Raw genomic sequence first — 26,484 nt, forward strand, 5'->3', positions numbered from 1 at the left:
CGGGAGGCGGCACGATCGAGAGAAGTGATTGCACTCGGCGCGATCCGTTCAGTCCTTGCGACGATCCATTGAGGCGGCCCAAGCATGTGTCCTTGAAGCTCGCCTTTACGACTTGAATTGCCCTCGCCGCATTGCGCTTTTGGGGCGGCTCGTCATACTGGATGGAACGTCTGGCCGGCTCGCATTTTTCACAGGAGCAGCTTATGAAATCCGTTTCTATTCTTGTTGCAGCACTCGCGCTACCCGCATCCCTTGCATTTGCGCAGACACCTGCACCCACCACAGGAAGTACCAGCTCGATTCCCTACATTCCCTTGATCGGATCGTCCGGTACCTCGAGTACATCCAACACATCCACGGCCACGGCATGGTTCATTGATACGACGAACAAGCTGGTCGTATTCTGCACCCAGTCGAGCACAGCGACGACCAGCGGAGCGCCCAACTTCAGCTGCACCGCGCAGCCGGTACCGACCACGGCCACTGGTGCAATGCCGGCACCCGGCGCAGCGCCGCCGGCTACAACGCAGTAAGCAGGAAAATCTTCCGCAGTCGGAAGGGCGGCCGAAAGAGATTCGCCGATCAGACGTGGCCGCTGAACGATTTGGCAAGCATGGAATCACAATAGGGTGAACTTCTTCTGCTTGCGAAGACAATGCCTGCCATCCACCAGCCAGTCAGGAAACGCGCCCGGGGTGTGCCGCCGCAGGACGCACCGCGCATAGCCCCCGATACCGATGCCTTGCCGGAAGTGCGCGAAGCCGCGAAGCACTGCAGGGACTGCCCCTTGTGGGCGAATGCAACCCAGACCGTATTCGGCGAAGGGCCGGCGCATGCGCCCATCATGCTGGTCGGCGAGCAGCCCGGCGATCAGGAAGACCGCAGCGGCCACCCCTTTGTCGGACCAGCGGGAAAGTTGCTCGATCGCGCGCTGGAAGATGCCGGCATACACCGCGATCAAGTGTACGTCACCAATGCGGTCAAACATTTCAAATGGGAAGCTCGCGGCAAGCGACGCCTGCACAAAAGGCCGGGCGACAGCGAAATTGCTGCCTGCCATCAATGGCTGGAGCGCGAGCTTGAGCTGGTTGCGCCCGCACTCGTGGTCGCCATGGGTGCCACCGCCGCCCGCGCCTTGCTGGGACGCGCCACGCCGATCGAAGTCAATCGCGGCGGGCTGAACGCGTTCAACGGCGCAATGCAGATGCTTATCACCGTGCATCCCTCCTACCTGCTGCGCGTACCGCCCGAGGCGCGAGACGGCGCGTATGCGCGCTTTGTGCAGGACCTGCGGCTCGCCATGCCCTTCGCGGAGCATGCGTCCGGTCCGCCCGGCGACGCTTCTTGAGGGCGCGCAGTCAACGGGATTGATGCGAAGCATCGGCATTTCAGGGTGAAAGAACAAGTCCGTTACGACAAGATCAAAGCGATCTTCTGCGAGTTGCGAGATAATGCGCCCCCCGATACCTTTTTGCGCCCGCGTCACGAATGGCGAGGCACATGCATATCAGTAACTTTTCTTGAGGCACATTACATTGGTCACATCACGAAGCAAGCGCTGGAACGGCAACTTTGACACCCTTCCGGTCGAATATCTCAAAGGCGTCCTGGAGAAAATGGGCGAATACGGCGACCGCGTGCAGTTTTCGCTCATCAGCGGCGGTGCCGAGCCGAGCTATCAGGTCGTGAATACCTTTGGCAAAACAATGGCCTTCGATCGCAACCATCATCTGTTCCGCGTCGAAGGCGATGAGTTCACCGGCGTCAACGCCAGTCCGATCTTCACCGAAGAGCAGATCAAGGCCGCCATCTCGGGGATCGGCGCCAGTTCGCGCCCCGCGTCGCGCACCTCGCGTGTCGTTCGCGCCAGCAGCGGCGGCACACGCACCAGCGCGGCCAAGCTGGAGGAACAATTCGCCGCGCAGCGCTATGAGTACTTCAAGAACAACCGGCAATCGCTGCCGCCGAGAATCTCCGAATACACGGAAGAAATCACCCAGTTGATGAAGCAGGGCAAGTCCGTCGAAGACGCGTTCGGCGAAGTCGTCAAGAAATATTTCTGAACTCCGGTGTGAATCCTGGGGGCCGCGCGCACGCGTGGCTCGGACAGGATTCTAGCCGGGCGGCGAGGGAGGAGCTTGTGAAGCGGCCACCTCGCCCGCGCTCTTCAAGCCAAGCCTGAGTTTCAAGGTCTCCTCGTCGATATTCATCAGCCTGGCAATCGCACGGAAATCATCCGGCAGGGCCGGATCGTCCCAGCCCTGGGATGAGTGGCGGGCCAGGTCGACGGCGAGCTTGACGTTCTTGACCCGCGGCCGCTCGCTGTGCGCATCATCCATCAGGTTCAGCAACAGTTCAGGCAATTCCCAGGTCCGGCAAAGCGACTCCTGCAAGCCATTCAGCGAGAACCGCAGCACGCTTTCCTGCGCGTCGGCACTGCGCATCGCGGGATGCGCCTTGCGCAGCTCGGCAATCTCCATCGCCCGCTGCGGCGCGAAACACCAGAGCAGCATCTCGGCCAGGTCGTGCAGAAGGGCGGCCACCGCCACTTCCTCGCTGTTGAGGTCGCAGCGCCACATGGCCCAGTCGGACGCGTAACGCGCCGCTCGCTGCGCGCGTCGAATGACATGCAGCAGGCCGAGCAGCGCCTTCGGATGCTGCGCGAGACGTTCCTCGGCGATGTCGAATTGCGAGAAGTGGTGAAAGAAGGGTTCGACGCCCAGCATCATCACTGCGTGCTCGACGGTCGAGATGTCCTGCAGCTGGCGCCGCCCGCGATTGCGCGCGCTGAAGCGCAGCAGGCGTACCGTCATCAGCGGATCATGCAAAACGATGTCGGCGATTTCGCGGATATTGATGCGGTCGGCGCGTTCGCGTGCCTGCGCGATCGCATGCGCGGTCTGGCGCAGGACCGGGACTTCCTTGGCGCTCAGGAACTCTGTCCAGGGCGCGATGCCGGAGGGGAGTGTTGTCATGCCGACCACTGTGCGAAAGCAGCTTGAGAAATTTCATTGTACGTCGTGTAGCCGCGCGCGTGGGCCGGCCGCGAAAAGTCGTGCACCGGCCGAGGCAGCCAGGCTATTCGAGGAAACGAGAGCGCTGAGCGGGCCGGAGATCACGGGCCGATCGGGTCGGAGGGCGTCAGTGATGTCGCTTGCGACGACTTGAACAGGCAGGTGCAGTTGCGTCCCTTGTTTTTCGCTTCGTACATCGCCAGGTCCGCGTCATGGATCAGTGACTCTTCTTCGGAAGCGCTGTCGGCCACCACGGAATTCACGCCGATGCTGACCGTGACAGCGATGATGTGCCCCTCGAACCTGACCTCGACGCGCGCGACTTCTTGCCGTATGCGTTCGGCCACGTGGAACGCCCCTTGGGGATCGGTCCCGGGCAACAGTACGACGAATTCCTCGCCGCCGAGGCGGAACACGCCATCTGCCGGGCGCTGCAGCACGGCGCGTATGGCGTTTGCAACCTGTTTCAGGCACATGTCGCCCGCCAGATGGCCATAGGTGTCGTTGACCTTCTTGAAGTGATCGATGTCGAGCAGGAGCAGGCTGACCGGCTCGCCGGCGCGTAGCGAACGCCGCCATTCATTGCACAGGACCTGGTTGAAGTAGGCGCGATTGCCGACGCCGGTGAGGCCGTCGATATGGCTTAGCTCGGTCAGCTTGCGGTTGGCGTCTGCCAGGTTGTTCAGTGCCTGATCAAGTTCGGATGTCCGTTCGCGGACACGCCGCTCGAGCGTTTCCGTGATGCCGCGCTGAATGCTCTCATTCTCCAGCCGCAGCAATCGCAAGCGGTGTGCCAGCGCATAGGACAGCAGGATGGTTTCCAGCGCTGCGCCGATCTGCAGTCCGTATTCCGTGATGAATACGTGCGGCAGTATGCCGAAGGTCTTCAAGGTGTAGACAAAGACAAACACCAGCAGGACCGTCCACGCCAGCATGAAGTATTTGGCGTGGAGCACGCCATTCTTCAGGCACAGCGAACCGGTGAAAAAGAGGAGCACCGTGGCAATCATCGTCAGGATGGTTCCCATCTTGATCGCCACGGTGTAATTCAAGGCAAAGGAAACCAGCATCACCATAACGAAGAGCCACAGGAAAACCTTGAACACCTTGTCCATCCGCGGCAGGTTTTTTCGCAATTGAAGAAACTCGCGCGAAAACTGCATGATCGCGGCATACACCAGGCCGATGGAAAAAGGCGTCGAGACATTTCCCCACCATGGATTCTCCGGCCACAGGTATTCGAATGCGAGGCCGTTGAGCGTACTCTGGAACAGCAGGATGCTGGCGAGATAGCCGACATAGAACAGGTAGTTGATGTCGCGTATCGACAGATAGATCATCAGGTTGAAAAGCAGCATCGCGATCAGGATGCCGTAGTAGGCGCCTTGCACCAGATGCTCTTTCTGGTCGCGTTCGAGCAGGGCGTGCGGACGCCACAAGGTCATCGGTACCTGCATCGAACTGTCGGTGCGCACGCGCATCAGCAGGCGTACCGCTTCGCCCGCCTTCATGGGCACCTTGAACACCATGTTGTGATGTTTTATCTGCCGTTGCGAAAACGGAAGCCTGTCGCCGCCGCGATAGGACACCACGCGCTTGTCCGGCCCCGCATAGATCAAATGGACGTCGACATAGTCGAGCAGGGGATACTGCAATTCCAGAAGCCATTCCGAGGCGATGGGCTCGCGATTGAGCAGGTCGATCCTGAACCAGTAGGAGGAATCGGTAAAACCGAAATTCGGCGAGTTGCTCCGGTTAGGCGCGAACTGCTGGTCGAATTTGCCTGACAAGAGATCCTGCAGGGTCAGGGCGCCCGAAGGATCTTCCAGAAACCGGAGATGGCGGCCAAGCGGGTATTCGTCGACCGATGCGGACAGTTCGGCCACTTCGCTCGCCACGGCAGCGGGGGCGGCGCCGAGGATCAGCGCATGCAGCACGCACAAGGCCATTGCACGCGCCGCCGATCTCGCCCAGCCGCCAGCCATGAATAAGTAGCCAAAACGCGCCATGTCTCCGATCCCCTGTGCTCGCGTGCCCGTCTGCGGAAACTGCTGCGGGCGATCCACTTCCCGTGGTTTTTGCTCACGTCATGACATTTCCACAAGGAAAGCGTCCTGTCACATTCTACGCGTAGTCAGGGAGAATTGCCCGGCCTTGGGGGGGGCGCATCGACGCCTAGCGCCGATACGGGCGCACATCCACCGCATTGCCGTCCGCATCGAACTTCATGGCGAGCGACACCGCCTTCACGCCTATCGTCGTCAACGCATCGCAGGCATCCTCGACTTCGCTCATCAGATCGGCCGCCGTGCCGATCGCTTTTTCCGACGAAACGAGCAAGTCATCGTCCGCGTTTGCATGCAGGTTCACGCGCACGAACATTTCGCCGTCGATGTCGGTCGGGCCGACGACCGCGTGGGCATGCTCCGGGTCGATGCCGTGATCGTCCAGGCCATGATGCAGCTCGGCCATCATTTGCAGCGTGTCATACTCGGCGAATCCGCGCGCGGTCCCGCCATGGAACAGATCCTGATAGAGGAAATCGATCTCGACATCGCGCCCGTCGTTGACCAGGCAGCGCGTGACCAGCGGCGCGACCTGCTGTGCCCATTGCTGGAAGCGCTTCGCGCGCGTCTCGAAATATGCATCGGCCGCTGCTTCTTTTTTGGGCACCTGGTAAAACGGATCATCCAGCCGCTTCAAGGTGAAGCCGAGCAGGAATCGCAGTTCGACCGCGACGTCGTCCGGCGCGAAATGATTTTCCGGCCAGCCGCTCATGCTTTGCTCGATGGCCGGCGCGGCTACCGCCTTCTTGCGCGTCATGGAGTCGTACGCTTCCCGCACCATGGCATTGATCTGGCTGTAGGTAATCCCGCGAATCTCGTCGGGATGGTAGGCATGGCTGACCAGCACCACGCTGGCATCGCGGCTTTCCAGTTGCGCTTCCAGAAAACTCGCGCGCAGCAAATCGAATGCTTCCTCGTCCTGAAAGCATTGCTCCGCGCGCAGGCCGCCGCCGGAGCGCGCGAACAGCGGAACGACGAAGGCATTGACCTCCAGCTCGCGTCCGTCCTCGCGCCGGAACACCACGTTTTCCGAGGCTTCCTCGATGTTCTCGCGCAGAAGTCGGCAGGCGTCTCGGTCGCTTTCTTCCGCGATATCGATTGCCTCCTGCAAGGCTTCGTCCCTTTTTTGTTGCAGGCACTTGCGGATGAGCCGATGAAAATCGGCCTCGTCGTTTTTCGAGTTATCGGTTTTTGCAACGCGATCCTTGCGCGCATCGAGTTCGATCGCCAGCGAGGCCAGCTTGTGCGCCAGCGCATCATCCTGATTTTCTTCAACGGGCTTTTTCGGGGCAGGGTGTTTGCTTTTATGCATGATTTTCTATTGTCAGGTAAGGCAAGCTTGCTTGGTGTACGCTAGAACTCATTTCATAAATAGGAGGGTTCGCGTTCGCACCAGAATCGGGGCTGGCAAGGCGTGCGACGCGTCGAATAGCGGTGCCTATTCGCAAGGAGCACAACGCAGTCCAGCGCCGATTCTGGTGCGAACCCTTCGCGAGCCTTCCTATTTGTGAAACGAGTTCTAACATGGACAGCGAAAACCTCATTCAGCTCAGCGGGCCGTTCAGCGTCACCGATTCATCGGGCCGCGCCTGGGACATCCGCGGTATCCGGATCTTCGATGAAGGCTATGCCATTATCGACGTCTACGTCGATTTCGTCGCGTCGATGGAAGACGAACCGCTGTACGAGGACGCGCTTCTGATCAAGCAGATCATGTCGCGGCTGCGCTTCCTCGGCTACGTCGGTCCGGACTTCGGCGCGGGCGACATTGGCCTGCAGGACGACAAGCTGATCGTGCTTGAAGCGCCGGAAGAATTCGGCCGCTTTGCCGCCAGCAAGGGCTGGAAAAATCTTGCGGAAGCGTATGCCGACGACGATGCGGCCGTCGCGTCCGGCGACATCATAAGCGATTCCGTGTCGCACACCGTCTTTTCCGACCTGATGCGAAGGCTGAAGGTAAAGTAGTCGCATGTCTGTTGCAGAGCGAGGAGTCGATCAATGAAGAAAAGCTTGGGATGGTTGTTGGTCGTCATTGTGCTTGGCGTGGCCGGATTTGCGGTGTACCTCTGGCGACAAGGGCCGACCTATCAGCCGCCGCCCATGGCGCCCGCCGAGCCGCCTGCCGCGGCGCCGGCCCCGCCCGCCGCAAGCGCCGCGCCCGCGATCAAGTATCCGGTCCCGGAACAGGCCGAGAAGCCGCTCCCTGCGCTGGCTCAAAGCGACCCGCTGGCCTTGAACGCGCTCACCGAAGTCTTCGGCAAGAAGGCGCGCCAGTTCTTCCAGCCGGAGGAAGTGATACGCCGCATCGTGGTGACCATCGACAATCTTCCGCGCAAGGTGGTCTCGGCGCAGTTGATGCCGACCAAGCCGGTGAGCGGCAAGCTGCGCACTGCCGGCGAGGGCGAAGCGCTCACCCTGGCGCCGGAGAATTTCGCGCGCTACACGCCCTTCATTCGCCTCGCCGAGATGGTGGATGCCAAGACTTTCGTCGCTACCTACACGAGGTTGTATCCACTTTTTCAGCAAGCCTATCGCGACCTCGGTTATCCCGACGCTTACTTCAACGATCGCCTCGTCGCGGTCATCGACCATTTGCTGGATGCGCCGCAGAGCGAGGGTCCGATCGCGCTGGTCCAGCCGCACGTCTTTTACAGGTTTGCGGACCCCGCGCTGGAATCGCTGTCGGCGGGCCACAAGCTGATGCTGCGCATCGGCAATGACAACGCAGCGAGCATCAAGAAGAAGCTGCGCGAAATCCGCAAGGAACTGGTCAGCATTCCGCGCTCGGGTTGATTGGCGCGAGGGCGGGAATTCCGCTTACTCGCGATAGAAGTACAAGCCCGCGCACAAGGCAAGGCCGACCAGATACAGCATCCATGTCTGCGATACCGCATAGGGATAGAGCATCAGCCCGACACCGATCCACTTGGTGGTGCCGCGCGAGGTTTTCTTGCCATAACGATAAGCGGCGAAACCGATGATGCCAAAGAGGATGGCGCCGATCAGGTAGGCCGGCGACGGAAGTGTCAGGCCCAGTGCTCCGAGGGTATTCAGGTTTTCCATGCAGGGTCAGCAGTCTGTTGCTGGATAAGGGTTCAGGCATAGCCGGGAGGATTTCACGGGAAGTATAACGAGGTCTGACCGAGACCGCGCCTGGCTCCTCAATTGCCGGCTTTCAGAAATTGCGTGGCGCGCTCCTCGGCCCGAGGCCCAATTCAAGAGCAATTGAACAGAGCTGACTTCACACCATGCAGGCGATCCACTCAGTGCGTCGGCGCTTGCGCATGCAAATTTGATATGCCATTAGGCCAACTTCGGTAGCATCGTCACAACGAACGGCCATCCGAAGTTAAAACTTTCATATCGTATCGTGGCAATTGATTTCCCTCTTGCAAGCAAAGACGCTATGCTCGTACTGAACGCCTGACTTGCATGCCCGGTTTCAGCTGCATGCAAGCCAATTCAGTAATCGTCCCGATATGGGCAAACCCGTTGAAAAGCGGGGACGCAAAGCTTCTGGTCTAAGGGTGCTGAACCTAAGACAGCAGGGCTGCCAGAACGAATGACACGGGGGATGCTTTCTTCCCGAGCGCGATCGCCGATTGCCGATCGCCGCCGTCTTCCTGCTGCACGCCGCTTTCCGTCTTCACCGCCGCTTCTCTCATTTGCACAGTGTCGGGATGCCATGCCGCGTCCGCGCGGCGCAGTGGTGAGGGAAACATGTCTGCCAATCATCTACATCCACGACGGATCGCCACGGGCCGTCGCTCGCTTGCACGAAGGAAGGCAATCGCTGCTGCACGTCATGCGAAAAGTGCTGCCATTGCCGTTTCCGCCGCGGCCTTGCTCTGCGCCTGCGCGGGCACGCCGGATTTCCTCGGCGGGCATGCCGAACAACAAGCTGTCACACACACGGCGTATGTCAGTACCGCCCCGGCAAAACATCGCCGCATGCGCGTCACCAGTCGCGACATCCTGCTGGAATGGACCACCTTCGGCATCGACCCGCTGCCGCGCAAGCACAAGCGCGTTGCCAGCGCATCGCCCTTGAACGACATGCTCGATGAGCCGGATTACATCCTGACCATCGAGCAGATCATGGCGAACGCCGCATGCAACGCCTGTGAAGAAAAGCCTTATCACCAGATGGTGCTGAACGCATCCAGCCAGTACGGCGTACCGGCCAGCCTGATTCATGCGGTGATTCAAAAAGAGTCGAGCTACAACCCGGGTGCGCGATCGGTCAAGCATGCGCGCGGGCTGATGCAGATCACGCCGGCAACCGCAAGGTTCGTCGGGGTGCATAACAGCAAGCGTCTGTACGATCCGCAAACCAATATCAATGCGGGAACCGCCTACCTGAAATACCTGATCGCCAGTCACGCGACCGTCGACGAAGCGCTCGCCGCCTACAACTCGGGGCCGGGCAACGTGCGCAAGTACAAGGGCGTGCCGCCGTTCAGGGAAACACGGCGTTATGTGCGCGACGTGAAGAAGCTGTACAAGGTGACGGTGAAATAGAAGGAAGCCCTTCTACAGCTTCGCATCTTTCTTCAACTGCTTGAGCGCGGTCACCAGGCCGACGAAGGCCTTGGCGCAGGGCGTGCCGCTGGCCAGCATGGCTTCGGCCTGCTCATACTCGCCAAGATTGATCTGCCGCACCACCTTTTCCACTTCCGCGTGAAAGGCGGCATGCGCGTCGACGCAAGGGCGATAGCTCTTCACGAACGGGAATTTGCGTTCCGCCTCGCCATGCAGCCAATTGCCGAGCATGCAGACGTCGACCTTGGCGACGGCTTTGGCGTCGAGCTGATACTTGCCGGCGATCGCGGCGAGAAGCTTCGCACGCATTTCTCCGTCCTTGACCAGCGCTTCTTCGATATTCATGGCTTCCCTCTTGTCCTCATGAAAACTCCGGTTTGGGCAGCGGCCGGAGTCGGTGATGAACCGCTCTTGCAGTGATGTTGCTCGCAAGAAATTCATCATATCAGGCTCAAATCGGGATGCCAAATCAAGATGTGTAGCCGTGGCGCGTTTGCCGCAGATGCGCTCAGTCTCCCAGCACCGTGACCACGACGCGCCGCGTTTGCGCGCCGCTGCGGTGTTCCCAAAGATAGATGCCCTGCCAGGTTCCCAGCAGCAAACGGCCGGCGCCGACCGGAATGGTCAGTCCGGAATCGGTGAGCACGCTGCGCGCATGGGCAGCCATGTCGTCGTCGCCTTCGAGATCGTGGCGATAGGCGGGATCGCCGTCGGGCGCAAGGCGCGCAAGAATGGTTTCAAGGTCGCGCCGCACATCGGGATCGGCATTTTCCGTGATCGTCAGCGAGCAGCTGGTGTGCTGTACGAAGACTTGCGCGAGGCCGGTCCGGGTCCCGGATTCCGCCACCACTTTCGCCACGGCGTCCGTGATGTTGCGGGTGCCGCGGCCGGACATGGAGAACTGGAGAATGGATTGATGTGTCATCAGCTTGCCCCGACATATTGATGATGCAGTGCTGAAGAGGAAGGGGGATGGCAGGGCGATCGCCTGCCAGCGTCGCAACCTCAAGTCTTGGGCTTGCGTCCCATCCCCTCGCCCATGCGAATGGCGCGTCCCGGTTCCCAGTCGGGATTGAACTCCACCACGCCGCGCGGAAACAGCAGCACAACGGTGGAACCGAGCAGGAATCGGCCCATCTCCTCGCCTTTCTTCAACACGATTTCCTGATCCGTGTAATGCCACTCACGCACCTTGCGCGAGCGCGGCGGATTCACCACGCCGTGCCACACGGTCGCCATGCTGCCCACGATGGTCGCGCCGACCAGCACCAGCACGAAGGGGCCGAAGGCCGAGTCGAACACGCACACCACGCGCTCGTTGCGTGCGAACAATCCGGGCACACCGCGCGCAGTCGTCGGGTTCACCGAAAACAGCGATCCCGGCACATAAATCATGCGCGTCAGCTTGCCGTCGCAGGGCATGTGAATGCGGTGGTAATCGCGCGGGCTGAGGTAGAGCGTAGCAAAGCTGCCATGGTCGAACTGCGCAGCCAGCTTGCCGTCGCCGCCCACCAGCGCGGTGGTCGAATAGCGATGGCCTTTTGCCTGGATGATCTGGTCGTGCTCGATCGCGCCGCACTGGCTGATCGCGCCATCGACCGGACAGACGAAATCCGTATCGGCCAGAGGACGCGCACCGTCGCACAACGCGCGCGTGAAGAATTCATTGAAGCTGGTGTAGCTCGCCAGGTCCGGGTTGAGTGCTTCTGCCATGTTCACGCCGTAGCGCTTCGCGAACCAGCGAATCAGTTGCGGCGTGAAGCGCTCGTCTTGCGAACGCGCAACGCGTCCGGCGAGCGAGGTCAGCGCCTGCTTGGGCAGAAGATATTGGTGTAACACGGAAAAACGCTTGGGCACGGCCTACCTCGTGGAAAAGAGTTGGCCTGATTATAGCTTCATGCGTCAGTCCATTTACAGCACGCGCATGAGCCGGCAAGGCGTTCCGGTGTAGGGCGCGTGCGATGTTCTGGTAATGGATTCCTGTCTCAAGCGACTCAGGTCTATTCAAGCCGAGCGATGGCAAGGTGCGGGTCGAAGTGAAGGCGAAATCCAAACGGATATCAAGCCTGTTTGTGGCGCTGTACGAAAACCGATTGCAGACGCATGTAAAGGCTGGCGAGAATGGTGGCGTGACGCTGCGGCATGATTACGTCGCACGCGAATGGCTCGGACCGGTGTCAGTGCCGCCGGCGGGCGAGGGCGTTGCACTTGTGCGCACGATCGCCTTGCCCGAGCATGCTTCGCTGAAGAATCTTGGTGTCGCTGCCTTTGTGCAGGACGAGCGCGGCGAGGTGTTGCAGGCGCTGTCCCTGCCGCTGTGTGAATGAAGCGCGCGGAGCGTCCCTACGGCTTCCCGCTCTGCCTGGCATCGATATCCGCCAGCGACTCCCGACCGCGTTCGGTCAGCGTGAACCCGTCCGCTGCATTTGGCGCGATCAATCCCTTCCTGCTCAGGAAGGTGGCGACATCCGCATCCAGCGTTGCCGGTGCGGCGGCCACCGCCGCGGCGTTCGCCACGGTGCGTAGTCCATCGATGCAGCGCTTGACGAACAAGGTCTGCTGGCCTTGCTCCGTCAGCGCATACGTGCCGTCCTTTGCGCCCGTGACATATTTCAGTCCGATGAGCCGCTTGGCATTTCTTGCCACGCAGGCGCTCACCCGTTCACCCTTTTTTGCCCGTCGAATCTGGGCAAGCGCTTCAAATTCATCCTTCGTCAAACTGTCGTTCATGTCATGTTCCTGAGAAATCTCGTTTAGCGATACGCCCATGCGGCAGGGGAAGGATCGCTCATCTCCTGCAAGCGGCGCAGCCGTTCCTCTTCTTCCTTACGTGCCAGCGCGATCTCCCGCATCACGGCACCCACGTCCGCCGGCCGGTCGTCGGCTGCAACGCAGCCGGTCAGCACGGTCTCCGGCGTCAGCAAGCCGGCGCCGTAGAGTGCCCAGATTTCCTTGCCGTACTGGGTTGACGCGAGCTGCGGCGCAAACCGGCTGAAATAGGTGGCGAGGTTGGCGACATCGCGCTCGAGCATGGGGCCGGCTTCGGTGTTGCCGGCCGCGTCCACCGCCTGCGGCAGATCGATGATGACCGGACCATCGGCATCGACCAGGATGTTGTATTCGGACAGGTCGCCGTGGATGACGCCGGCACACAGCATCAGGACCACTTGCCGCAGCAGGTGCGCGTGGCAGGTGAGCGCCAGTTCTTCCGTCATGTCGACATCATTGAGGCGCGGCGCCACGTGGCCGCCGGCATCCGTCACCAGGTCCATCAGCAGCACGCCTTCAAAGCAGATATGCGGCCTGGGAACCCGCACGCCGGCCGCGGCAAGGCGATACAAGGCGTCCACCTCGGCGTTCTGCCACACCTCTTCCTGCATCTTGCGTCCGTAGCGGGTGCCTTTCTCCATCGCACGTGCCTGCCGGCTGTTCCGCACCTTGCGTCCTTCCTGATAGGAGGCTGCCTGACGGAAGCTGCGCTGGCTGGCCTCCTTGTAGACCTTGGCGCAACGGATCTCGTCGCCGCAGCGCACCACGTACACGGTGGCTTCCTTGCCGCTCATGAGCTGACGGATGACCTCGTCGACCAGCCCCTCGTCAACGAGCGGCTGGAGTCTTTTCGGGGTTTTCATGGGATGGCGTGGCTCGGAGAAGGGAAGGGTGGGGCGAACAGGATGCCTGTCGCGATTCGTGTGGGTACCGGAGTGTACCAAGATCCCATCCGGTCAGGGCGAAAGAAGGACTGACAGGCGTCAGTGTCGCGCCGTTCGAGACCATGCCGACAACATTATTTTCGGGTGGCGCTTGCACGAGCTTCCCGGCGCGGCATGCAAGCCTATAATGAATTGCAGTTCTGAATGGCGAGACGATTTTCGTTTTTTTCACCCTGGAGCACACATCATGAGCAAGAGCCACGACACCAAGAAGACGACCAAGAAAGAACCCGCCAAGACGCCCAAGGAGAAAAAGGACGCCAAGAAGCTGAAGAAAGAGGCGTTGAAACGTCAGTGATTCGTCCCGCCGGGGCGTGAACCTTCCTTCCAGGCGCCCCGCCGACGTCCGTCATTTCCTGCGCTTGCCCGACTGCCTGGGCGGCGTATGGGGGCGCGACTTGTTTTTTTGTTCGAAGATGGTTTTCGCATCCTGCACCGCGCGCTCCTGCGTGCGCATCTCCGGCAGGTCATCATGCAAGGTAAAGAAATCCGCCGCCTGCGCGCGCATCACATGCTTGATCGCGTCTTCGTCGCTCATGTCGAACATCTCCGTCAGGAGCGTGGTGACTTCATCCAGATATTGTTCGTAGGTCATTGGCATGGTGAACTGCGGCGTGCCGCTTGAAGAGGAAACAGCTTCGCAGTATATCCGCTGGCGCCAAAACAGCGCGCCCGGCACCTGCTTGCGTTTCTGCTACGTCGAGGCCACAGCATGAAAGGGGTAAAATAATTCCTCTTCGGCAAGAGTGCATCCTGCCATTCACTGATCGCCAGATCGTAGGAAGAAGTTATTTTGGAAGCAGACATCACGCCGCGCGAACGCCTGTTGCGGCTCTCCACACGCATTGCGGGCTATTTCAAATCCGTCGTCGACCCCACGCTGAGCTGGCCCGCCAGAGTTGGCGCTTTGACAAAAGCGGCCATCGCGAGTGGCGCGATCGGTGTTCTTCTGCTGCTTATTTACGCGATCGTCCTGATTCCCTTCACGCCCGGCATCGCCGACCTGCGCAAGGCCAAGGCGGAAACACCGAGCATCCTGATGTCCGCCGACGGCAAGGAATTGGCCGTGTTCAAGCGCATGAACCGCGAGTGGGTCGAACTGGATGAAATTTCCCCGCATGTGGTCGATGCACTGATCGCCACCGAAGACCATCGATTTTACGAACACCACGGCGTCGACCTGAAGCGTACCGCCGCCGGCATCGTGCGCACCCTGCAGGGACGGCCGGAAGGCGGTTCCACGCTCACGCAGCAGCTCGCGCGCAACCTCTATCCGGAAGAGATCGGGCGCGAGCGCTCCATCACGCGCAAGCTCAAGGAGCTGATCACCGCGCTGAAAATCGAATATGCGTACTCGAAAAAGGAAATCCTGCTCACCTACCTGAACACGATGCCCTTCCTGTACAACGCCTTCGGCATCGAAATGGGCGCGCGCACCTACTTCGACAAATCCGCCGCGGACCTGAACGTGCTCGAAAGTGCGACCCTGGTCGGCATGCTGAAGGGCACCAGCTACTACAATCCGGTGCTCCGGCCCGAGCGCGCGCTTGAGCGCCGCAATGTCGTCCTGGCGCAGATGGCCAGGCGCGGTGTCTTGAGCCAGGCTGAATTCGAGAAGCTGAAAAGGCGCCCGATCCGCCTCGATTTTGCACGCCAGCCCGAGCCGGTCGGTGCTGCGCCGCATCTCGCCGCGCAGGTGCGCAAGTGGCTGATCGACTGGGCCGATCGCCATGACTACAACCTCTATTCCGACGGCCTGGTGGTGGTGTCCACGGTCGATTCGCGCATGCAGTCCTACGCGGAGCAGGCAGTGGCTCGCCAATTGCAGGTGCTGCAGTCGGTGTCCGATGCGGAATGGGGCGTGGGCCCGGCGCGCCAGGTGGCGGCCGGTCCCGCGGGTGCGCCGCGCATGCGCCGGCAGGTCTACCCGTCGGGATATCTGTGGCGAGCAAGAAGCGATCTGCTGGACGCCTTCGTGCGTGAATCGAATGCCTATCGCAAGGCGGTCGACGAGGGAACAGCGCCCGAACGCGCGCTGAAACAGCTCAAGGCCGATTCCGCTTTCATGGCCGAGCTGTGCGCGGACAAGATGCGCCTGGAAACCGGCTTCGTTGCGCTCGACCCGACCAACGGCCATGTAAAGGCTTATGTCGGCAGCCGCGATTTCGCGATCGACCAGTACGACCACGTCGCGCATGCCAAGCGTCAGCCGGGTTCGACCTTCAAGCCCTTCGTGTACGGCGCGGCACTCGAAGCAGGCATGACGCCGGACACGCGCTTTGCCGATACCGAGGTCGAGATCGACATGGGCAAAGGCAGCGTATGGCGGCCCACCGACATGACGGGGCCGAGCGGCCGCGAAATGACGCTGCGCGAAGGTCTTGCCTACTCGAAGAACACCATCACCGCACAGGTCATGCAGAAGGTCGGCCCGGCCCGCGTCGCCGGCTTTGCGCGCAGGCTGGGCGTCGATCAAAGCCCGCTCGATCCGGTCCCCGCCCTGGCGCTCGGCACCAGCCCGGTCACACTGCTTGAGATGGCAACCGCCTACGGCACCATCGCCAGCGGTGGAGAACTGCGCAAGCCGATTCTGGTCAGCCGCATCGTGGACAAGGACGGCAAGGTGCTCGATACCTTCAGCAGCGACAGCAAGCGTGTCCTGTCGGGCAAGACGGCCCACGACCTGACCGGCATGCTGCGCGCCGTGATCGACCAGGGCACCGGCCGCGCCATCCGGTGGCAGGTCGGATCGCGGTCCGACCTCGCCGGCAAGACCGGCACCACGCAAAACAATACGGACGGCTGGTTCATGCTGATGCACCCGCGCCTCGTGACCGGCGCCTGGGTCGGCTTCAACGACGCGCGCGTCACCATCCGCAGCAACCGCTGGGGGCAGGGCGCGCACTCGGCATTGCCGATGGTCGGTGACTTCGCGCGGCATGCGCTCAACGCGAAACTGATCGATGCCAGCGCACGCTTCCCGACGCCGCCGGACTCCTTCTTTGGCTCGCTGAAGGAAAAAGTGTACGAGCTGTTCGGCTGGGAAAAGCCGCAGCCTGAACCATCTGCTCAGCCGCGGCGTGCGTCATCCCCGCGCGCGCCGACGACGCAGGAGGTGCCGAATACGTCGAATCCGCCAGACACGCCGGATATGCCCGACTCTCGCCTGGATGAAATGGAACGGATCACCGAACAGGCAAGCGATGCGGCACCGGGCAATGAAGGTCTAACCAGCGGCACTCAGAGCGCGCCGCAAACGCAGGAAAAACCGGTGGAAGGAAACAGTCAGAACGTCTCGCCGGCCGGCGGCAAGGAAAGCGCCGATGCTCCGGGAAAATGACCCTTGCGGCGCGCGGATGCCGTATTCTTTTTGGCTGCGTACATGGCATTGTCGGCGTGTTTCAGAAGTTCCTCTACCCGATTGCCATGATCGGGATAGAGTGCGATTCCCACGCTCGGCACCATCCGCAGAAGCTTTCCGGCGATGCTTGCCGGCTGTCCTAGAGCGGTATGTACCTTTTCCGCGATCGCCTCTGCGTCCTCCGGCATTTGGATTTTCTCCAGCAGCACGGCGAACTCGTCTCCGCCCAGGCGCGTAACGGTATCTTCCTCGCGCACGCACTGCTTCAGCCGCCGCGCGACTTCCTGCAGCATCAGGTCGCCGGCGGCGTGTCCGAGCGAGTCGTTGATCTGCTTGAAGTCGTTCAGATCGAGATAGAGCACAGCCGCCCGACCGCGCTCGCGCCGTTTTCGCGCGAGGGCAAGCTCCATGCGGTCGTAAAATACGCGCCGGTTGGGCAGCCCGGTCAGGTCATCGTATTGCGCCAGTCTCAGCAATTCATCATGCAATTGCCTGCGTTCGATGGCCGTCACCACTTGCGTCGAGACATACTGCAGCAGTTCCTTGTCTTTTTCCGTGTAGAACGTGCCCAGGTGGCTCTTGACGATCAAGGCGCCCATGGTATTTTTCCGGGTGACAAGCGGCACCCCCAGCCAGGATTCGCCTTCCTCCTGCGACGCGGCGTCGCCGGCGAGCGCATCCGGCGAAGCTTCGGGCGCCAGCACCGGTTGCCTGCCGTGAATGACGTCGGCGCAAAGCTGGCGCGCGACAGGGTCCTGTACAAGCGCCGAGTCGCCCTGTATGTCGAGCTGGTAAGGAAAGCTGAGCCGGCCGGTGGTCTCATCCCACATCGCGACGGCAAAACTCGTCACGGGCACCAGCTTGGCGATGATCCGGTGAACTTCCCGGTACAGGCCGACAAGGTCGCCGGCCGTGTGGGCCGCTTCGGAAATGGCATAGGTCGCCGCCTGCAGGGCTTCGGCGCGCTTTCTGTCGGTGACATCGCGCGCGACGCCGATCCTCAATTGATCATCCTTGGACCAGCGGGCGGACCACATGATGCTGGCGATGCTGCCATCCTTGCGCACGTAGCGGTTTTCAAAACCTACCCTCGGGCGCCCGGTCATGACCAGCATCGCTTCTTCCCAGGTCCGCACACGGTCTTCCGGCAAGACGAAATCGATCAACTTCTTGCCGATCATCTCCGCCGGCGTGTACCCGAAAATGCATTCACACGCCGCGTTGACATAGACGATATGGCCGCGAACATCCACCATGAATACGGCATCGAGCAGAAGATCTGCGAAGTCTGGCAGTGTGGCGGGCGTTTTCATGTCCATGTCGAAAGCATCCAGTCAATGTCAGAAATACGGCGGGCCTGCCCTCGTTGACTCTTGACGAGTGACTCGTGGGCGCGCCGGGTTTTTTCTGCAGGAATTACCCTCATAATGACATGGATTTGAGGGGGCTGCCTTGCGGCGCCTCACTTTGCAATGCGGCATTTGCGGCTCAGTTGCGGGCGGGAAAGATTCTGTTTCGCTGCCGGTGGCGACTTTCAAGACGCGTTCAACTATGCCTCGCTCAAAAAAATCGCATGCCGATTTTAAATTGTGTACAATTAAATTGTTATAAATTGAAAATGGAATTCCGATTTTTGCTGGATTCAACAGACCTATTGACCAAGCGGAGAAGAACAATGAACGAAAACCGGGCAGACAAGGAATGGATCATGCGGGGCATATGCTGTGCAGCCATGGTGCTGGCGGCAGTCGGCCCGGCGAATGCGGTTGACACCACAGCGAACGCGATCAAGATCGACGACGGCAGTTTCAAGTGCATCCGGCAAATGACGCCGGTGCGGCACTTTTACGTGGACAACCTGCGCGGCGATATCAACGCCACGCTCGCTGCCGCCAATGCGCCCAAGGGTGCCATCTATCCGGAAGGATCGGTGATTCAGCTGGTGCCCACCGAGGCGATGGTGAAGCGGGAAAAGGGGTTCAGCCCGGCGACCGGTGACTGGGAATTCTTTGAACTCGATGTGTCGAAGAACGGATCGCACATTCACAAGCGCGGTTTTGCCGAGGTGAACAACCGCTTCGGCAAGAACTGCTTTGCCTGCCACGCACCGGCGCGCCAGCCGTGGGATTTCGTCTGCGAGAGCGGCCATGGCTGTGCACCGATCCCGATCGATCACACCATGACCGGCGCCCTGCAGCGCTCCGACCCCCGCTGCGGCGCGGAAGCCTTGCAGCCGGGCGACACGACCGCGCTCTGGAAACTGAGGGGCATGGTCGTGATCGGTAGTGTAGTCAATTGGGTCAAGAGCCTGTTCTGACCTGGCCGGAAAAGGCAGGGCGCAGCGAGCGCGGGATACATTTTGCAGCGCGTGCGATCAGTACCGGTCCGGGAGGCGGTCCGCTGATCGTGCGTCGTCAGCAAGCTTGTTCCATATCATCCCTGTCCTTGGGAAACGCTTCTATGCTGGGGCAGCGCCGCGTTAAGGGAGGAAAAGAAGATGCCCTGGTCATCAGAATACTATCCAAAATCGATGTCTCGCCTTCCGGACAATGTGCGCATCAAGGCAGTCGAGATTGCCAACGCCCTGCTGGCGGCGGGCATGGACGACGACAAGGCAATCCGCATCGCCATCGCGAAAGCGAAAGAGTGGGCCAGCCACCGTGATCATCATCATTGGCTGGCGGAATGATCTGGCCGCGTGCGCCTGATACACCCTGAATACTCGCTGAATTCCGGCTGAACCTTTCCCACCGGCCGCGGCCTATCTGGCAGCGGCCGCTTCCCACGCCGATCGCAGGCGGCCGCAAGCAAGAGGGCCGTGAGCTGCCGGGCCAGCCGGCATTCGCCCTTCGTCGTGCATGTGAACCAGCAAGGAAAGGAACAGGCTGATGGCGATGAACAAGACTTCCCAGGCTGCGTCAGATGACGCGCTTCAACTGCAACGAAAAATCCAGCGCAACATCGACGACATCGACAACAAGAACACTTCCGGCCAACAACCGCGTGCGGAAGGCGCAATCCAGGCCGGCGCAGTCAGGCAACCCGAACCGCCGTTTCCACGGCAACATCTGCAAAAGCCCGGCATTGAATCGGAACTCGATCCCGCACCGCGCTTCATGGCAGAACAATACAAGGGCAGCGGCAAGTTGCAGGACATGGTCGCCATCGTGACCGGTGCCGATTCCGGCATCGGCCGCGCAGTGGCGGTGCTCTTTGCGCGCGAAGGCGCCGACGTCGCCGTGCTGTATCTGAACGAGCACGATGATGCGAAGGAAACCCAGCGCTGCGTTGAAAAGGAAGGGCGGCGTTGCCTCCGGATCGCTGGCGATGTGCGCGATTCCGGCTTCTGCAACAACGCGGTCAGGCAAACCATCGACACCTTCGGCAAGCTCGATATCCTGGTCAACAACGCGGCCTTCCAGGAGCACGCGGAATCGCTCGAAGACATCACCGACGCGCATTTCGACATGACGATCCGCACCAACCTGTACGGCTATTTCCACATGGCGCGGGCAGCGCTGTCGCACCTGAAAAGCGGCTCCGCGATCATCAATACCGGCTCGGAAACCGGCCTGTTCGGGCACGAAATGCTGCTCGATTATGCGGCCACCAAAGGCGCGATCCACGCCTTCACGAAGTCGCTGGCGAGCAATCTTGCCCCGCGCGGCATCCGGGTCAATGCGGTGGCACCGGGGCCGGTGTGGACGCCGCTGAACCCGGCCGACCAGCCGCCGGAAAAAATCGTGCAGTTCGGGGGCAGCACCGACATGAAGCGCCCCGCGCAGCCGGAGGAGGTGTCGCCAGCCTATGTGTTCCTGGCATCGCCGGTATGCTCCGCGTACATCACGGGGATCGTGCTGCCGGTAATGGGCGGGGTCACGGGTAGCATAGGCTGATCGTGCGTGTGGCAGGCTTTGCCATCTCACATCGCGCAGAGCCGACGCCCGAACGCTTCCACCGCGCCCCAATCGGTAAACTCGACCACGGCCTTCGGATCGGTCGGGCCATTCGTCATCCACATGATGAGCCGGATGATCTGCCGGTCCCGGAAGCCGTATTTCGGATAGTCGATCTTGCCCGCGAAAACACCCAGCGCCGTGGGGCGCCAGGACGATTTCTTGTGGAACTGCCTGATATAGGGATTGGTTTCCGGCGCGTTCTTCCCCGGCTTGCGCGCAACCACATTGACCGAAAAAAAGGCGCTGGGCCGGCTTTCCAGAATTGAACGGTTGCGATTGATGAAATCGTATACCTGCGGTCGATGCTTGCCGTAGCGGATGCTCGCGCCGATCACGATCTTGTCGAACAGCGGCAGATGCGCATCCTGTGCCTCGTCAACGGAGACCAGCTTGACGCGATGCGCCTGCTGCTCGACAAGGGATTGCAGCCGCTGGCAGATTTTCAGGGTCTGACCATCAACGGTCGAGTAGAGGATAAGAACGTTTGCCATGCTTTGCTCTTGCGCCGTTCGGCAGGGCGCTGTCATGTGCACAGCATCAATAAAACCATGAAACGCGGCAAGCGCATAGAGCCGGCGTGTCATCTCCGTTACGCGATCTCGGAAAACCTTGACCCGGGTCAGGGAAGAGCCTGCAGCGGGCCCGCCGCGGCGAAGTGGGCGCTCGCCATACGGCAAGGCAGAAAGCCGCGCACATACCTTCGTATAGCTTCCATTCGGAAATCACAGCGATAGTATTCACGTCAAGCATCAACAGGATCACCGTTTGTACCTCGCGCGATTCGGCGGCGCCGGATGGCGTGGACGCAAATCGCGCTCACATATAAATAATATCGAACTGGGGGACTATCATGCTTGACGCTATGTTGAATCTGTTTCGCGAGAAGGACGGCGAATTGCCAAGGCCCGGCACATCGCAACTCCTGCCGTCTTCCCCCTCGGCGCCACCGGCCACGGTCAGACCGATCATTGCGAATCCGCAGCAAGGCGCCCCCGCATCATCGGACAAGTTCCAGATCCAGTACGATCCCACCCTGATTGCCAGGCTCGAAGAGGAGCACCAGCACATGCTGGCGATCTACGGGCGAGTCGACGGCGCCGTCGCGGCAGAGCAATGGGGCAAGATCCCGGACCTTCTGTTGCAGTTCCGCAGTGCCTTGACCGACCATCTGCTCAAGGAGGGGGTGAAGCTCTACGCCTATCTGAACAAGGCGCTGCACAGCGAGGAAGAACTGGCGTTCGTGTTCCAGAGCTTCAAAAAGGAAATGGGCGGCATCGGCAAGGTCGTGTTCAGCTTCTTCGACAAGTACTCCGCCGAGAAAGCGCTGCTTGAATTGGAACAGCGCGCCGCCTTCGTCAAGGAACTCAGGGCCATCGGCCCCGTCCTCGTTTCGCGCATACAAAGGGAAGAAGAGCAGTTGTATGCGATCTACAAGAACCTCCAATGAATACCCGCGCCGGCAGGCCGGTGCGCAATGATTGACCAGGGGGGAGTGCTTTGCAGGGCGGAAGACATTCGGGATTTCCGCCCTGCGCTTTCTGCAATCAGTGCAGCGGAGCGGCTGCTTCACCCGCACCAGCCATCGAGCTGATGCCCGCCGGCGTGTAGGCATCGCGGGTGGCTGCCGTGTCGAAGAATTGTTCGAACCGCGTCACCTTCCCGTCGCGGATGGTAAAGAGATGCACCCACGGGTATTCATAACTCTTCCCGGTGGCCCGCACATTCCATTTTGCGTAGCCCGTGACGACGACCCTGTCGCCTTCGGCAATCATCTCGCGCGGCTCGAAGCGCTGTGCTTCCTGTGCCTGGTTCAATTGCGCGAAGAACTGCGCCACGTCCTGCTTGCCGTGGTAGTCGCGCGAAAACGGCACATTGTCGATTTCGCTGCCCATCCATTCGATGTCGTCTGCAAACAATTGCAGCAACTCCTCGATATTCCCGCTCTGGAACGCCTGATAGCCGCGCCCAACCAGGTCCTTGTTTTGTTGAATGTCCATCATCATCTCCTTCCGCCTGCCCGATGTTTTGCTCCCTTTGCCGATGCACTCTAGGTCAGCGTTGGCCAGGCCGATTGAGACGTATCAAGGCGGGTGTGCGCTGTCGCGCATGATCAGATGACAATATGCTGGTCGTGATCCGACGCGCTCAGCGTCGCCGGTTGGTTGCCTTCGCTGGCGAGCTTCGCGCCTCGCGGGTTCCATAAAACCAAAGAGCGTGTTACACTTGCGCCCCTCGCGGCTGTAGCTCAGCTGGATAGAGTACTTGGCTACGAACCAAGGGGTCGTGGGTTCGATTCCTGCCAGCCGCACCAGACAAAAAAGGGACTGCGTTCCATGAACGCGGTCCCTTTTTCCTTTGCGTCGTCAGAGTCGTCAGAGTTCAGGACGAGCAGCGATGCGAAAGCGAAGCCTTGCGCTTGCTGCCGCCTCACATCGTCACAAGCTCGGTGTGCCCGAAACCCTTTTCATAGTCGAGCACGGAAATCACCTTCGGCATGATCTCCAGCATCACCAGATCCGAAGTGTCGTTCGACTGCGCCCATTCGGCCATCTGCGGAAAGCGCTTGAACATGCAGTCGGTGGCGCGCTTGATGTCATCCGGCTTTTCCAGAATGCGGGCAGTGGCGCCCATCGACACGCCCTTGATGTGATTCCAGTCCGGGTAATCGGCATTGATGGTCAGCGACACCTTGTCGCAATGGCGGATGTTGTTGGCCTTCTGGCTTTCCTTGCCTATCGTCACGTAGATCGTCAAGCCATCGCTGGCGTAACTGACCGTGGTCGCCTGCGGGTAGCCATCCTGGCGGATTGTCGCCAGCGTCAAATCCTTCCCGTTATCGATGATGTTCTGGATGAATTTCCTGTTTTCCTGGTCCATGGTGAACCTCCATATTGCAGCCAGTGGTTTCGGCCGACATGCGTGTGATTGGCACGGCATGAGATTCCCTTATTGTGGAACGGCGGCGGCGTGCCGGCTTGATGCCGGTCTATCCCCGGCAGCTTAAGCGGGCTGCACCGCCAGCCCATCCGCTATTGCGCTGCCGTTCTCGAAGCGTCCGTTCCGCCGCTAATCGGGCGCCCGCCATTGAACAGAGCCGGCGGCCACCACGCGACACTGGCCTTGATCCTTGACTCGAATTGCAACCGCGTCTCTGAAACCGGATAGGCTTTGTTCTTGTAGGAAAAAGCGCCGACTTGCAGGACGCTGCCGTCCAATGCCTCGCAATCCTTGTCGAGCGCGTAAGTCGCTTCCCGGAGGCCTTCCTTGTTCACGCTGCGACCGGACTGCCGTGCGTCGGATAGCGGTATCGCAGTCCCTTGCGGCGTGACAATGCGGGTTTGCGCAATCGCGCCTTCCGCACCCTCCGGCATACTGATGCGCAGGTAAGAAACGTGTTTGTTGACGAATCCCACCGGAATGACGGGCGGCAATGGAACGACGTAGGAAGTCATCATGGTGGCAAGCCTGGCCGGGCAAGAGAATTCGATCGACAGCGGCAGGTCAGCGTAGGGTTTCAAGACGACTTGAGCCTTCTCCGCGGGTACCTGCTTGCCGGAAAAAAGGATTGCTTCCTCGGTGCCGGATGTCGTCATGGCGGTGCATCCGGTCAGCAGAAGCGATAACGCGGAAACAAGAGTGCTACGCATGCTTGCACCTCCTGAAAATGCGGGCGGGCACGTGAACGACCAGGGAGTGCCTTCGGCATCCGCACTTATGAACGCGTACGGAAGTCGTGCCGAACCGGCAGGGCGCAGATCGATGCCCTCATCAATCACCTTACTTTCTCGGCGCGAAATGGCAACAAGAAAAGCGCGATGCGGCGCATATAGCCGACATCGATGTTTTCTTGGGAATGAGCCTCATTTTTTTCACTGCAATGCGTTTCTGTTGCGTAAAATTTCAGCTTGCACGCAACTGAACAATCCGCCTAGAAGCTGAAGAAATGATTGACCCGACGGACGCGGTAACCAGGCCCATCCCCCAGCCTGTGCGGTTGGATTTCGCATCGGAAAATCGCACCTATAGCATCGCCCTTGACCGCGACCTGTTCGATCATTGGAGCGTGATACGGTCCTGGGCGGGGAAAGACAACAACCTTCGCGGGCGGAGGATCACGCATGTCGACTCGTTCGAAGCGGGGTGGGACATGCTGCACGCGATCGCCAGGCGGCGGGAGAAGAATGGCTACCAGCTCAGCGTTCCGGCGTGAAAAAGCTGTGTTGATTTGTGCCGAACGTATCGATGCATGAGCCCCGGGATTGCGCACTTTCGCAATTTAGAGGGAAGTCTCGACGAAGCATCAACGCGAACCTGTCCATCTCCCTATATTATTTCCTCCTGGGTCATTAATCGCGCAGCGCGTCACCGCTGTTCTTAATTTCAGGAGGAGTCATCCATGTCGTCTTTTTCCATCAACACAAGCCTCGGTGATTTGCTCGACAACGAGGCAAGCAAGACCATCCTCGAAAAGCATCTCCCCGGCATCTCCACCCACCCGCAAATCGCCATGGGCCGCGGCTTTCCGCTGAAGATGGTGGCCAATTTCTCCGGCGGCCTCATCACCAACGAAGCGCTCGAAAAGGTCGATGCCGACCTCAAGACGCTGGGCTGAACGGCTTCAGATATGTTGGCCCGGCTCTGAATCGAGCCTGGCCTCATCGATCCGCACTCTCGGTTGAACCGCAGGCAGCTTCAAGCAAATTTCCTGGCTGCATCCAATGCCAACCCCGAGCCGATGCTGCCGAACAAATCCCCTTCGACACGCCTCGCTTGCGGCACTGCGGCAGCGATCCTTTCGCGCAACAGCGGCACGCCGCTTGAACCGCCGGTGAAAAACACGGTATCGACCGCCTGCGGGGCAATACCGGCATCGCGCAACAAGGCACCCACCGTACTTTCCACCGCAGTTGTCAGGTGATCGATCGCGGCATCGAAGCGCGCCCGGTCCAGCGCCAGCGTTTGCGGCGGCGACAGCCGTTCGAGCGCGAGCTCGGCGCTGCCGGACTCCGACAGGGCGATCTTTCCTTCCTCCACGCGCAATGCCAGCCAGTGTCCGGCCCGCTCCCTGATCAGGTCCAGCAGCCGGCCTATCTTGTCGCGCTCGACCGCGTCCCGATGGATATCCTGCAATTCGCGCTCGACCCGCTGCGTGTAAGCCAGGTTGATGGTGTGCCAGGTCGCGAGATTGAAGTAATGGCTCGACGGCACTTCGCTATTGCTCTTGAGCCGGCTGCCCAGGCCCAGCAAGGGCATCACGCAGGACAGGCTCAGATACTTGTCGAAATCGGTGCCGCCGATATGCACGCCGCCGTTGGCCAGGATGTCGTCGCGACGCTCCGGCCTGTTCGCGCGCTGCGGCCCCAGCCGTATCAATGAAAAATCCGAAGTGCCGCCGCCGATGTCGGCGATCAGCACCAGCTCTTCGCGATCGATGCGCGATTCATAATCGAAGGCCGCGGCGATCGGCTCGTACTGGAACGCCACTTCCCGGTAGCCGGCCTCCAGCGCGATTTCCCTGAGCGTGTTTTCCGCAAGCCGGTCGGCGCCGGCATCGCCATCGATGAAATAGACCGGACGCCCGAATACCGCGCACTCGAACGTGTGCTGTGCGGCCGATTCCGCGCGCCGTTTCAGCTCGGCGATGAACTGTGCCAGCAGCATGCGAAACGGCAGCGCACGGCCCAGCACCTCCGTCTGGCCATCGATCAGGCTGGTGCCCAGCAGGCTTTTCAGGGAGCGCATCAAACGTCCCTCGTATCCCGCCAGGTAATCCACCAGCGCGGCGCGGCCAAAGCTGACCGCATCCTCTTCCGCATTGAAAAAAACCGC

General features: G+C 60.5%; 31 protein-coding genes, 1 tRNA gene and 1 riboswitch. Of the genes, 15 read left to right on the forward strand and 17 right to left on the reverse strand.

What is annotated here, in order from left to right; genetic code table 11:
- Window positions 1-203 precede the first annotated feature (203 nt).
- From VJ651_RS19565 to VJ651_RS19575, 3 genes are all read left to right on the forward strand, one after another.
- Window positions 204-533, forward strand: coding sequence for a hypothetical protein (locus VJ651_RS19565; protein ID WP_324109049.1), 330 nt, complete (start codon window positions 204-206; stop codon window positions 531-533).
- A gap of 122 nt (window positions 534-655) precedes the next feature.
- Window positions 656-1,348, forward strand: a complete 693-nt coding sequence (locus VJ651_RS19570; RefSeq protein ID WP_324109050.1) for a UdgX family uracil-DNA binding protein — start codon at window positions 656-658, stop codon at window positions 1,346-1,348.
- Between the two features lie 187 nt (window positions 1,349-1,535).
- Window positions 1,536-2,063 (forward strand): hypothetical protein, encoded by a 528-nt coding sequence (locus VJ651_RS19575; protein WP_324109051.1) that lies wholly within the window; start codon window positions 1,536-1,538, stop codon window positions 2,061-2,063.
- A gap of 51 nt (window positions 2,064-2,114) precedes the next feature.
- Here the strand turns inward: VJ651_RS19575 and VJ651_RS19580 are convergent, their stop codons facing one another.
- From VJ651_RS19580 to VJ651_RS19590, 3 genes are all read right to left on the reverse strand, one after another.
- Entirely contained in the window at window positions 2,115-2,975 is an 861-nt protein-coding gene (locus VJ651_RS19580) for an HDOD domain-containing protein (RefSeq protein ID WP_324109052.1), read from the reverse strand.
- Between the two features lie 140 nt (window positions 2,976-3,115).
- The gene (locus VJ651_RS19585; protein WP_324109053.1) at window positions 3,116-5,023 is read right to left on the reverse strand and encodes a diguanylate cyclase; all 1,908 of its coding nucleotides are present in this window, start codon (window positions 5,021-5,023) and stop codon (window positions 3,116-3,118) included.
- A 166-nt stretch (window positions 5,024-5,189) separates the two neighbouring features.
- Complete coding sequence (locus tag VJ651_RS19590) at window positions 5,190-6,392, reverse strand: DUF2863 family protein (RefSeq protein ID WP_324109054.1); 1,203 nt, start codon at window positions 6,390-6,392, stop codon at window positions 5,190-5,192.
- Between the two features lie 212 nt (window positions 6,393-6,604).
- Here VJ651_RS19590 and VJ651_RS19595 point away from each other — a divergent pair, with 212 nt between their 5' ends.
- Together VJ651_RS19595 and VJ651_RS19600 are read left to right on the forward strand one after the other, a co-directional pair.
- Window positions 6,605-7,045, forward strand: a complete 441-nt coding sequence (locus VJ651_RS19595; RefSeq protein ID WP_324109055.1) for a hypothetical protein — start codon at window positions 6,605-6,607, stop codon at window positions 7,043-7,045.
- Between the two features lie 33 nt (window positions 7,046-7,078).
- A complete protein-coding gene (locus VJ651_RS19600; protein ID WP_324109056.1) occupies window positions 7,079-7,873 on the forward strand; it encodes a DUF3014 domain-containing protein in 795 nt (264 codons plus the stop codon).
- 24 nt (window positions 7,874-7,897) lie between these two features.
- Here the strand turns inward: VJ651_RS19600 and VJ651_RS19605 are convergent, their stop codons facing one another.
- Both VJ651_RS19605 and VJ651_RS19610 read right to left on the reverse strand, forming a co-directional pair.
- Window positions 7,898-8,143: a hypothetical protein gene (locus VJ651_RS19605; RefSeq protein WP_324109057.1), complete on the reverse strand. Its 246-nt coding sequence runs from the start codon at window positions 8,141-8,143 to the stop codon at window positions 7,898-7,900.
- Between the two features lie 409 nt (window positions 8,144-8,552).
- Window positions 8,553-8,638, forward strand: a riboswitch (cyclic di-GMP riboswitch).
- A complete protein-coding gene (locus tag VJ651_RS19610) occupies window positions 8,617-8,802 on the reverse strand; it encodes a hypothetical protein (protein ID WP_324109058.1) in 186 nt (61 codons plus the stop codon). (Overlaps the previous riboswitch by 22 nt.)
- Here VJ651_RS19610 and VJ651_RS19615 point away from each other — a divergent pair.
- Complete coding sequence (locus VJ651_RS19615) at window positions 8,801-9,601, forward strand: lytic transglycosylase domain-containing protein (protein WP_324109059.1); 801 nt, start codon at window positions 8,801-8,803, stop codon at window positions 9,599-9,601. The genes VJ651_RS19610 and VJ651_RS19615 overlap by 2 nt on opposite strands.
- Before the next feature lie 12 nt (window positions 9,602-9,613).
- Here the strand turns inward: VJ651_RS19615 and VJ651_RS19620 are convergent, their stop codons facing one another.
- From VJ651_RS19620 to asd, 3 genes are all read right to left on the reverse strand, one after another.
- Window positions 9,614-9,967 carry a CZB domain-containing protein gene (locus tag VJ651_RS19620; RefSeq protein ID WP_324109060.1) on the reverse strand — a complete coding sequence of 118 codons (354 nt, stop codon included), beginning with the start codon at window positions 9,965-9,967 and terminating at the stop codon, window positions 9,614-9,616.
- Between the two features lie 163 nt (window positions 9,968-10,130).
- Window positions 10,131-10,547, reverse strand: a complete 417-nt coding sequence (locus tag VJ651_RS19625) for a secondary thiamine-phosphate synthase enzyme YjbQ (protein ID WP_324109061.1) — start codon at window positions 10,545-10,547, stop codon at window positions 10,131-10,133.
- Window positions 10,548-10,627: 80 nt separating this feature from the next.
- Window positions 10,628-11,479, reverse strand: a complete 852-nt coding sequence (asd, locus tag VJ651_RS19630; protein ID WP_324109062.1) for an archaetidylserine decarboxylase — start codon at window positions 11,477-11,479, stop codon at window positions 10,628-10,630.
- 119 nt (window positions 11,480-11,598) lie between these two features.
- On the opposite strand from asd, the gene VJ651_RS19635 reads away from it, so the two are divergent.
- On the forward strand, window positions 11,599-11,949 hold the full coding sequence (locus VJ651_RS19635; protein WP_324109077.1) for a DUF1223 domain-containing protein: 351 nt from the start codon (window positions 11,599-11,601) through the stop codon (window positions 11,947-11,949).
- Between the two features lie 16 nt (window positions 11,950-11,965).
- On the opposite strand, the gene VJ651_RS19640 is transcribed toward VJ651_RS19635, so the two are convergent.
- The 3 genes from VJ651_RS19640 to VJ651_RS19650 all read right to left on the reverse strand — a co-directional run bounded on the left by VJ651_RS19640 (window position 11,966) and on the right by VJ651_RS19650 (window position 13,930).
- Window positions 11,966-12,352: a hypothetical protein gene (locus VJ651_RS19640; protein ID WP_324109063.1), complete on the reverse strand. Its 387-nt coding sequence runs from the start codon at window positions 12,350-12,352 to the stop codon at window positions 11,966-11,968.
- 23 nt (window positions 12,353-12,375) lie between these two features.
- Window positions 12,376-13,254 (reverse strand): PA4780 family RIO1-like protein kinase, encoded by an 879-nt coding sequence (locus VJ651_RS19645; RefSeq protein ID WP_324109064.1) that lies wholly within the window; start codon window positions 13,252-13,254, stop codon window positions 12,376-12,378.
- Window positions 13,255-13,684: 430 nt separating this feature from the next.
- The gene (locus VJ651_RS19650; RefSeq protein WP_324109078.1) at window positions 13,685-13,930 is read right to left on the reverse strand and encodes a hypothetical protein; all 246 of its coding nucleotides are present in this window, start codon (window positions 13,928-13,930) and stop codon (window positions 13,685-13,687) included.
- Between the two features lie 249 nt (window positions 13,931-14,179).
- Between VJ651_RS19650 and VJ651_RS19655 the strand changes: the two genes are divergently transcribed.
- Complete coding sequence (locus VJ651_RS19655; RefSeq protein WP_414691366.1) at window positions 14,180-16,675, forward strand: penicillin-binding protein 1A; 2,496 nt, start codon at window positions 14,180-14,182, stop codon at window positions 16,673-16,675.
- On the opposite strand, the gene VJ651_RS19660 is transcribed toward VJ651_RS19655, so the two are convergent.
- Window positions 16,621-18,015 carry a sensor domain-containing protein gene (locus VJ651_RS19660; RefSeq protein WP_324109065.1) on the reverse strand — a complete coding sequence of 465 codons (1,395 nt, stop codon included), beginning with the start codon at window positions 18,013-18,015 and terminating at the stop codon, window positions 16,621-16,623. The genes VJ651_RS19655 and VJ651_RS19660 overlap by 55 nt on opposite strands.
- A 356-nt stretch (window positions 18,016-18,371) precedes the next feature.
- On the opposite strand from VJ651_RS19660, the gene VJ651_RS19665 reads away from it, so the two are divergent.
- The 3 genes from VJ651_RS19665 (at window position 18,372) to VJ651_RS19675 (ending at window position 20,592) form a co-directional block, all read left to right on the forward strand.
- Window positions 18,372-19,013 (forward strand): hypothetical protein, encoded by a 642-nt coding sequence (locus VJ651_RS19665; RefSeq protein ID WP_324109066.1) that lies wholly within the window; start codon window positions 18,372-18,374, stop codon window positions 19,011-19,013.
- A gap of 180 nt (window positions 19,014-19,193) precedes the next feature.
- On the forward strand, window positions 19,194-19,385 hold the full coding sequence (locus VJ651_RS19670; protein WP_324109067.1) for a hypothetical protein: 192 nt from the start codon (window positions 19,194-19,196) through the stop codon (window positions 19,383-19,385).
- Window positions 19,386-19,590: 205 nt separating this feature from the next.
- Window positions 19,591-20,592 carry an SDR family oxidoreductase gene (locus tag VJ651_RS19675; RefSeq protein ID WP_324109068.1) on the forward strand — a complete coding sequence of 334 codons (1,002 nt, stop codon included), beginning with the start codon at window positions 19,591-19,593 and terminating at the stop codon, window positions 20,590-20,592.
- Window positions 20,593-20,618: 26 nt separating this feature from the next.
- On the opposite strand, the gene hemG is transcribed toward VJ651_RS19675, so the two are convergent.
- Window positions 20,619-21,332 carry a menaquinone-dependent protoporphyrinogen IX dehydrogenase gene (gene hemG / locus VJ651_RS19680; protein WP_324109069.1) on the reverse strand — a complete coding sequence of 238 codons (714 nt, stop codon included), beginning with the start codon at window positions 21,330-21,332 and terminating at the stop codon, window positions 20,619-20,621.
- Window positions 21,333-21,505: 173 nt separating this feature from the next.
- On the opposite strand from hemG, the gene VJ651_RS19685 reads away from it, so the two are divergent.
- Entirely contained in the window at window positions 21,506-22,102 is a 597-nt protein-coding gene (locus VJ651_RS19685) for a hemerythrin domain-containing protein (RefSeq protein ID WP_324109070.1), read from the forward strand.
- 97 nt (window positions 22,103-22,199) lie between these two features.
- Here the strand turns inward: VJ651_RS19685 and VJ651_RS19690 are convergent, their stop codons facing one another.
- Window positions 22,200-22,652: a nuclear transport factor 2 family protein gene (locus VJ651_RS19690; protein ID WP_324109071.1), complete on the reverse strand. Its 453-nt coding sequence runs from the start codon at window positions 22,650-22,652 to the stop codon at window positions 22,200-22,202.
- A gap of 237 nt (window positions 22,653-22,889) precedes the next feature.
- Here VJ651_RS19690 and VJ651_RS19695 point away from each other — a divergent pair.
- A tRNA-Arg gene (locus VJ651_RS19695) sits at window positions 22,890-22,966 on the forward strand.
- Window positions 22,967-23,082: 116 nt separating this feature from the next.
- Here the strand turns inward: VJ651_RS19695 and VJ651_RS19700 are convergent.
- Window positions 23,083-23,532: a pyridoxamine 5'-phosphate oxidase family protein gene (locus VJ651_RS19700; RefSeq protein WP_324109072.1), complete on the reverse strand. Its 450-nt coding sequence runs from the start codon at window positions 23,530-23,532 to the stop codon at window positions 23,083-23,085.
- A gap of 152 nt (window positions 23,533-23,684) precedes the next feature.
- Window positions 23,685-24,302 (reverse strand): hypothetical protein, encoded by a 618-nt coding sequence (locus VJ651_RS19705; protein WP_324109073.1) that lies wholly within the window; start codon window positions 24,300-24,302, stop codon window positions 23,685-23,687.
- Between the two features lie 296 nt (window positions 24,303-24,598).
- Between VJ651_RS19705 and VJ651_RS19710 the strand changes: the two genes are divergently transcribed.
- Together VJ651_RS19710 and VJ651_RS19715 are read left to right on the forward strand one after the other, a co-directional pair.
- A complete protein-coding gene (locus tag VJ651_RS19710) occupies window positions 24,599-24,865 on the forward strand; it encodes a hypothetical protein (RefSeq protein ID WP_324109074.1) in 267 nt (88 codons plus the stop codon).
- A gap of 186 nt (window positions 24,866-25,051) precedes the next feature.
- Window positions 25,052-25,267 carry a hypothetical protein gene (locus VJ651_RS19715; RefSeq protein ID WP_324109075.1) on the forward strand — a complete coding sequence of 72 codons (216 nt, stop codon included), beginning with the start codon at window positions 25,052-25,054 and terminating at the stop codon, window positions 25,265-25,267.
- Window positions 25,268-25,347: 80 nt separating this feature from the next.
- Here VJ651_RS19715 and VJ651_RS19720 read toward each other — a convergent pair.
- Window positions 25,348-26,484, reverse strand: a 1,137-nt coding sequence (locus VJ651_RS19720) for an Hsp70 family protein (RefSeq protein WP_324109076.1), incomplete at its 5' end; no start/stop codon positions are given.

Source organism: Noviherbaspirillum sp. (genome assembly GCF_035254865.1).
GTDB lineage: Bacteria > Pseudomonadota > Gammaproteobacteria > Burkholderiales > Burkholderiaceae_D > Noviherbaspirillum.

Bases quoted from the DNA above. Each gene is read 5' to 3' on its own strand.
- VJ651_RS19650 (WP_324109078.1), bottom strand. From the start codon at position 13,930: ATGACCTACGAACAATATCTGGATGAAGTCACCACGCTCCTGACGGAG.
- VJ651_RS19625 (WP_324109061.1), bottom strand. From the start codon at position 10,547: ATGACACATCAATCCATTCTCCAGTTCTCCATGTCCGGCCGCGGCACC.
- VJ651_RS19570 (WP_324109050.1), top strand. From the start codon at position 656: ATGCCTGCCATCCACCAGCCAGTCAGGAAACGCGCCCGGGGTGTGCCG.
- VJ651_RS19600 (WP_324109056.1), top strand. From the start codon at position 7,079: ATGAAGAAAAGCTTGGGATGGTTGTTGGTCGTCATTGTGCTTGGCGTG.
- VJ651_RS19705 (WP_324109073.1), bottom strand. From the start codon at position 24,302: ATGCGTAGCACTCTTGTTTCCGCGTTATCGCTTCTGCTGACCGGATGC.
- VJ651_RS19590 (WP_324109054.1), bottom strand. From the start codon at position 6,392: ATGCATAAAAGCAAACACCCTGCCCCGAAAAAGCCCGTTGAAGAAAAT.
- VJ651_RS19700 (WP_324109072.1), bottom strand. From the start codon at position 23,532: ATGGACCAGGAAAACAGGAAATTCATCCAGAACATCATCGATAACGGG.
- VJ651_RS19715 (WP_324109075.1), top strand. From the start codon at position 25,052: ATGTCGTCTTTTTCCATCAACACAAGCCTCGGTGATTTGCTCGACAAC.
- VJ651_RS19620 (WP_324109060.1), bottom strand. From the start codon at position 9,967: ATGAATATCGAAGAAGCGCTGGTCAAGGACGGAGAAATGCGTGCGAAG.
- VJ651_RS19640 (WP_324109063.1), bottom strand. From the start codon at position 12,352: ATGAACGACAGTTTGACGAAGGATGAATTTGAAGCGCTTGCCCAGATT.
- VJ651_RS19565 (WP_324109049.1), top strand. From the start codon at position 204: ATGAAATCCGTTTCTATTCTTGTTGCAGCACTCGCGCTACCCGCATCC.
- VJ651_RS19645 (WP_324109064.1), bottom strand. From the start codon at position 13,254: ATGAAAACCCCGAAAAGACTCCAGCCGCTCGTTGACGAGGGGCTGGTC.
- VJ651_RS19605 (WP_324109057.1), bottom strand. From the start codon at position 8,143: ATGGAAAACCTGAATACCCTCGGAGCACTGGGCCTGACACTTCCGTCG.
- VJ651_RS19610 (WP_324109058.1), bottom strand. From the start codon at position 8,802: ATGTTTCCCTCACCACTGCGCCGCGCGGACGCGGCATGGCATCCCGAC.
- VJ651_RS19580 (WP_324109052.1), bottom strand. From the start codon at position 2,975: ATGACAACACTCCCCTCCGGCATCGCGCCCTGGACAGAGTTCCTGAGC.
- VJ651_RS19595 (WP_324109055.1), top strand. From the start codon at position 6,605: ATGGACAGCGAAAACCTCATTCAGCTCAGCGGGCCGTTCAGCGTCACC.
- VJ651_RS19585 (WP_324109053.1), bottom strand. From the start codon at position 5,023: ATGGCGCGTTTTGGCTACTTATTCATGGCTGGCGGCTGGGCGAGATCG.
- VJ651_RS19685 (WP_324109070.1), top strand. From the start codon at position 21,506: ATGCTTGACGCTATGTTGAATCTGTTTCGCGAGAAGGACGGCGAATTG.
- VJ651_RS19670 (WP_324109067.1), top strand. From the start codon at position 19,194: ATGCCCTGGTCATCAGAATACTATCCAAAATCGATGTCTCGCCTTCCG.
- VJ651_RS19690 (WP_324109071.1), bottom strand. From the start codon at position 22,652: ATGGACATTCAACAAAACAAGGACCTGGTTGGGCGCGGCTATCAGGCG.
- VJ651_RS19660 (WP_324109065.1), bottom strand. From the start codon at position 18,015: ATGGACATGAAAACGCCCGCCACACTGCCAGACTTCGCAGATCTTCTG.
- VJ651_RS19710 (WP_324109074.1), top strand. From the start codon at position 24,599: ATGATTGACCCGACGGACGCGGTAACCAGGCCCATCCCCCAGCCTGTG.
- VJ651_RS19675 (WP_324109068.1), top strand. From the start codon at position 19,591: ATGAACAAGACTTCCCAGGCTGCGTCAGATGACGCGCTTCAACTGCAA.
- VJ651_RS19615 (WP_324109059.1), top strand. From the start codon at position 8,801: ATGTCTGCCAATCATCTACATCCACGACGGATCGCCACGGGCCGTCGC.
- VJ651_RS19665 (WP_324109066.1), top strand. From the start codon at position 18,372: ATGAACGAAAACCGGGCAGACAAGGAATGGATCATGCGGGGCATATGC.